The following is a 5,736-nucleotide window of genomic DNA, read 5'->3' on the forward strand; positions in this document are numbered from 1 at the left end:
ATAAACCAAAACCATATCTATTAATTTTTGACAAGTTAAAGGATGAAAATATTCAAGAGCAGGAAGGTTGGTGCTTATAATTCTTCACCTCTTTTATTTAAAACAGTCCTTTCTCTAACTACATGGCTATGAAATACAAATTTTTACTAAGCTTTTTAGCGTTTTTTATTACTATTAATTCCTTTGCTCAGACTACTTATACTATTAAGCAAAATAAAACTGGAAATTCCAGAGCTGACATAAGGGGACAGGCATTTACCCCTAATGTACAAGGGGATGGAAGTGGAAGTATTTCTGCTACAGATTTTGTGTACTTAAAATCTTTTGAGGTAGTTTTTGACCGCGAAGTGGAGCCAGAGATTCTCTACATATATAGCTCACTTCCTTCCGATATCAGTTCTCTGGATGATGGTTCCGGGGGGACGCTTGTAGGGCAAAGTGTCTCAAAAAAAGAGGGAGAATTTCCTTATACCCGCTATGAATTCGAAGATCTTAAACTAGACCTTTCTACCACTTATTATGCCTTATTCAGATCAGATGTTGATCTGGAATTTGGAGGGAGTAGCAATGAAGAGGGCCCCTATCTTGGAGGAAAGATGCTGGTTAATAATGGAACAATCGTGGAGGAAAATAATTTTACAGGGTTAAAATTTATCTCTACCCTTGATAATAATCCCCCTTTAAACCAAAAGGATGTTGATGCTCTAAAAGCACTTTATCATTCCACTGGTGGAGGCAACTGGATGAATAGCTGGGATTTAGAGGGAGATCCATTGGAGTGGTATGGGGTGACATGGAGAGAGGGTAGGGTAATAGAACTATCTTTGGCGGAGAATAATTTAGTGGGGAATATTACTCCTGAAATAGGCCAACTTTCGGAATTACAGGCATTGAGGCTATACTCCAATCAATTGACTGGAAAAATTCCTTCCGAAATTGTACAACTTTCCAAATTAACAGGCCTTTTTTTACAAAGTAATAAATTAAGTGGTGAAATCCCCTCTGAAATTGGAAGGCTTATTAACTTAAAAAATTTGTTCATTTACAATAATGAGTTAACTGGGGCAATTCCTCCTGATATTGGTCAACTAACGAATCTATCGTTCTTAATGGCATGGGCGAATAGTTTGAGTGGCAAGATTCCGGCTGAAATTGGTAACCTTTCTGGATTAGTCGAATTACGGTTGGGTTCAAATCAATTAACGGGCGAAATACCGCTTGAAATTGGGTTTCTTACTAAATTGGAAGTTCTTGATATATATGCTAATGAATTAGTAGGAGAAATTTCTGCTGAAATCGGACTTCTTTCTAACTTAAAGGAGCTTCATTTAGGGTCTAATCAATTAATTGGGGATGTTCCATCTGAAATCAGTCAGCTAATTAAATTAGAAAAACTGGATTTAGGTGGCAATTATATAACCAGCTTGCCAGAGCTTTCTCCTCTTACAAATTTGGAATTTCTAAATGTTTCTTATAACAATCTGACTTTCAAAAGCCTAGAGCCTAATATGGCTCTGGGAGTAAGTATAGAGGATTTTTTTTATATTCCACAGGCAGAAGTTCCCCTAGATTTTTTCTGGAATGAAGATGGAAGTTTGACTTTAGAAGTTTCTTTAAAGGGGGAAAAAAACAGCTATCAATGGTTTAAGGATGGAAAGATAATTGAAGGAGCAACAGAAAAATCTATTTCTGTTACGCCGGAAGAAGAAGATTTAGAATACAGTTGTGAGACAACAAATACCATTGTTTCAGGTTTAACCCTATTCTCTTATTATTATCTTAAGGGAGTACCCAAGGAAGAGTATCGCGCTTTGGTTGCTGTATACGAAAGTACAAATGGAGATAATTGGATAAATAATAGCAGCTGGTTAAATGGAAAGGTCAAAGATTGGTTTGGTGTTACTGTAGATGAGGAAAAGCAGAGGGTATCTGAAATATCCCTTTCTGGAAATAACCTTAAAGGAACTCTCCCCTATGAAATCACCAACCTACGTGAAATGCAAAACCTTTCTTTAGCTAATAATGAGTTAAGTGGAGAACTCCCTTCCAATTTTAGCTGGTTAGGGGGACTACGGATCCTTTCTTTAGCAAATAACCAATTGACTGGAGCAGTTTCAGGACAATTTGGGGGATTATGGAATATTCAACGAATTGAATTAGGTGATAATCAATTCACCGGTATTTCAAATCTCACCCACCTACCTGATTTAAAGTACTTAAGTGTGGTAAATAATCACATAACTTTTGAAAGTTTGGAGCCGAATATGGCTATTAAGGAAAAAGGTGGGGAATTCCTTTATCATGACCAGAAGGAGGTACCAATAATCTTTTCAATGAATGAGGATTGGAGTTTTAGTTTATCAGCCAATGCAGGAGGAGAGAGTAGCCAATATCAATGGTTTAGGGATGGGGAACCTATTGAGGGAGCTAATTCAGCTATTTATGAGGGTGGTGAAGTGAATGGAGTTTTTCATTGTGAGGTCACTAATTCGGTAGTGAAAGATTTAACCTTAGCTTCCCTACCTTGGACGCTGGATTGTGCTGTCGATCTAGAAGCAAAAGAGGGACTGAATAAATTTGAAGCTTCTACTCACCAATGGTATAGTTTTACTGCTCCAACTGATGGGGATCTTATCCTTGCTTCCGAGGCTTTGACGGAGGAGTTGACAGATTTGTATGTGTTTGATGGTTGTTCAGGAAATATGTTATACCAGGAAAGCCTTGATTTCAATGAGGAGTTTTCGCAATCAAATGCTACTATACCCCTAGGAGCTGAACAAAAGGTGAAAATTCTTTGGAAGGAAACAAATGGCCAAATGGTAAATTTTGATTGGTCTCTAAGATTTGAAAGAGAACATATTTTGGGGTCTTCTGAAAGCCTTGAATCAAAATCAATCCTAATTGCTCCTAATCCTTCTTCTTCTATCTTCTTTCTCAAAGGATTGGGGGAAGAGAGAACCTATACCATAAAGGTCCGCAATGGATTTGGTGTTGCTCTAATAACGAAGGAAATAAAAAATGAAAAGGAGGGAATAGATATTAGTGCATTACCAAATGGAATTTATTTTGTAAATGTATTAGGGGCCAATATTTCATCTTTTAAATTGGTAAAGTTTCAATAAGGATTTTTTAGATTGGAAATGGTTACTGTTTTTGTTGAATTACAATATTAAAAAGGTTTGCCTCTTTAACTTTTTTTATTGGTAGATAATAAAAAAATATGAGAAGAAATATACAATTTTTTATTCTGTTTGCCTTTTGTTGGGTAATAAGCTGTGAAAATAAAGAGCCTAAATTAATCCCTAAATTTGAGTTATTGGAAGTTTCTGATACTACTAAAACTTCCGTGGTGTTAAATGCTGAAATCATTGAAACAGGATCCGAAGAGGTTACTGAGTTTGGATTTATATGGAGAATGGGGCAATCACCGAGCTTGGGAGATCCTGAATCCCGAAAGGAAATTATTAACAAAAGCTTTAAAAAAGGACCTTTTTCAGTGCAATTAAATAATCTGGAGACCGGTCCTCATCTTTTTCAAGCCTATGTCATTACGGCTAAAGGTCAATATGCTACGGAAGATGGATTTTTCTCTCCCCTAAGACCTGTCCCAGAAAGTATTTCTCCCATGCAAGGAGCGCAGGGAACCAAAGTGACCCTTAAGGGTAAAAATTTTAGCAAATTTGTAGAAAAAAATGAGGTTTATTTGGCGGGGAAACAAGCTGAGGTTACGGAAAGTACTGAAGACCAGATTGTTTTTATTATTCCTCCTCATCAAGGAACAGGAATTGAAGATATTTGGGTTAAAAGCGACGGTATATCCAGTTCCTCATCTGTGCAATTTACTTATCTAGATACTTTTACCTATTCTCCAAATGAAATAAGAAATGGGAAGGTCTTAAAGGTATATCCTTCTATTGGGCAATTAGATAATGTTTATAAGATTAATGGGGTAGCAGCTACTCCTATATCGAGATGGCGTCTTGATAATTGGAAGTATGAAATTAGGGTTAAGGTACCTGATAATTTACCTTTGGGAGAGGTAACAATTGAAGTGGAGGATATAGATGGGAATGCTTTGGTAAATATTAACGAATCTCCATTAAAAATTCTTCCAGATGGTATTTATACCCAGAAACAAAGTTTTCCAGGAAACCCCGGCTGGGCTTTTGGGTTTACAATTAATGATATAGGCTATGTGCTGGATTTTGGGGATTTATATGAATACAACCCTGCAATAGACTCTTGGCTTCTTATTCACTCATTCGAAGATCTCAACAATTCTAACCAAGCAGTATTTGTGATAGAAGGGAAGGCTTATATTTTCATGGAGTCTAATAATAAGTTATGGTGTCTTGACCCTATTGAAGTGTCTTTGAAGGAAAAGAAGAGTTTTCCTGGAATAGAGAGAAGTGGGCCTGTGGCATTGGCCAGTGGAAACAATGGCTTTTTGGGTTTAGGGAGAATTTGGGATGATGAAAAATTCGTATATGACAACTTAACTGATTTTTGGAAATACAATACTACTACGGATACCTGGTCTAGGGTTTCAGATTTTCCGAAAAAAGACTTAGAAAATAAAGTTATTGCGGTAAAGCTTAATAATAAGGGTTACTTTTTTGGGGATGATAATTCCTGGTCTTACGAATTTAACAATGACTTATTTTATGACGAAAATTCTTCTGCTTTTGCTTTGGATGAATACGTTCCTTTTTTTGCATTGAATGATAAGATGTATTATGGAGTGGATTATTATAATTATGCATTTTTTGAATATGACCCTATAAAGAAAACCTACTCAGAAGAGGCGGACTTCCCAGGCTTAAAACTAAAAGGGGGGAATTTTTTTACCTTTGTTATTAATGATAAAGCATATTTTGGTAACGAGCAGAGAGAGTTTTGGGAATTTATTCCGGCCTTAAAATAATGTTACTCCCTCTGTGGTTTCCTGACTCAATTTGGTTTTTACATAGAGGCACGATTTTTCGTGTCTCTTTCTTTTTCTGTTGTTTTGTCATCAAATTTAAAATTCTTTTAAATTTTTGACTTCCCAAAAAAGTACTATACAATAGCTAAACCTTTCTTCTTCTTAAAAAAATAATTTTAAATAAAATAACCCCGAAACTTTACAGTTTGAACATCCTATCTTATATTTATTCCGTACCTATTTACTATAGGGGATTTTTTTATTCCTAAATAACGCTATTTTAAGACCCTATTCATGAAGTGATTTTTTAAGTTTAAATAACCAAGTCTACTTTTTTACAATTCATACAAGTCTAATTCCATATTTCTGAGCATATAAATCTCAAATCCATTTTTTACAATTATCCCACTTTTAAACCTGGAAGTAGGGTAGAAACTAAGGGAGGACAAAACCATGAAGAGAAAAAATCTATTCCAAAAACAAACCAATCCACAGACAAAAGGGTATAATGAACATTTTAAATCATTTTTTAATGAGAGAGTTGCCTTTTCCTATTTGAGGTCCACAAAGGATACAAGTAGAACTCTCTTCTTTTTAGTATTAGTGATTTTTTCAACTGCCTGCAGCACCGCTAGGATCCAATCAGACTATGATGATAGCATCATGTCTTCAAAATTACTGACCTACAATTTTGCTCTACCTGAGGAGATGAATCCGGATCAAGAAAAGGATTCCCAAAGCATTGTTTTCATGAGACAGACGGTTGAGGATCAGGTAAAGGAGGAAATGTCACGTCTGGGTTTCCAACATTC

At 35.8% G+C, this 5,736-nt stretch carries 3 protein-coding genes; all 3 read left to right on the forward strand.

What is annotated here, in order from left to right; all coding sequences use genetic code 11:
* Positions 1-128 precede the first annotated feature (128 nt).
* Complete coding sequence (locus E1171_RS08785; protein ID WP_187696350.1) at positions 129-3,122, forward strand: leucine-rich repeat domain-containing protein; 2,994 nt, start codon at positions 129-131, stop codon at positions 3,120-3,122.
* Between the two features lie 98 nt (positions 3,123-3,220).
* Complete coding sequence (locus E1171_RS08790; RefSeq protein ID WP_155205636.1) at positions 3,221-4,924, forward strand: IPT/TIG domain-containing protein; 1,704 nt, start codon at positions 3,221-3,223, stop codon at positions 4,922-4,924.
* A gap of 453 nt (positions 4,925-5,377) precedes the next feature.
* The coding region (locus E1171_RS08795) for a hypothetical protein (protein ID WP_155205637.1) at positions 5,378-5,736 on the forward strand (359 nt) is incomplete at its 3' end.

Source organism: Xanthovirga aplysinae (assembly GCF_009711365.1).
In the GTDB taxonomy this organism is placed as follows: domain Bacteria; phylum Bacteroidota; class Bacteroidia; order Cytophagales; family Cyclobacteriaceae; genus Xanthovirga; species Xanthovirga aplysinae.

Coding starts and splice junctions, on each gene's coding strand:
- E1171_RS08785 (WP_187696350.1), top strand. CDS start 129: ATGAAATACAAATTTTTACTAAGCTTTTTAGCGTTTTTTATTACTATT.
- E1171_RS08790 (WP_155205636.1), top strand. CDS start 3,221: ATGAGAAGAAATATACAATTTTTTATTCTGTTTGCCTTTTGTTGGGTA.